This is a genomic window from Pseudomonas sp. AC463 (assembly GCF_979253585.1).
This window is the reverse complement of sequence record NZ_CEEDDZ010000194.1, coordinates 1-386: the sequence shown is the minus strand read 5'-3', so window position 1 is coordinate 386 and position 386 is coordinate 1. Positions and strand designations below refer to the sequence as shown.

Sequence of the window (386 nt, the reverse complement as noted above, 5' to 3'; positions counted from 1 at the left end):
ATCCCGCACATCGCGCTCGACAACGAATACGGGAAGCTCTCCTCCTATATCGAGGCGTGGACCAGAGGATCGCCACAACTGTCGCACCGGGTGCGATGATCCAGGTCAGCCTCCTCGTCTGCACGCGCGATCGCGGCGCATCGCTCGACCGCTTGCTGACCTCGATCACGCGGGCGGCGGCCGGGTTCGATGCCTTCGAGGTGGTCGTCGTGGACAACGGATCGTCCGACGACACGCTCACGCGTCTGGCGGCGTGGCGTTCCCGGCAGTGCTTTCCGGTTACGGTCGTCGACGAACCCCGACCAGGACTGGCGCGCGCGCGCAATGCCGGACTGTCACGAGTGCGCGGAGATATCGTCGCGATGACGGACGACGACTGCGTGCTC

At 66.1% G+C, this 386-nt stretch carries 1 protein-coding gene; it reads left to right on the top strand.

Annotated features, from left to right (window positions below):
• Positions 1-95: 95 nt before the first annotated feature.
• A partial coding sequence (locus AC0IYH_RS29740; protein WP_471837669.1) for a glycosyltransferase family A protein occupies positions 96-386 on the top strand: 291 nt, incomplete at its 3' end.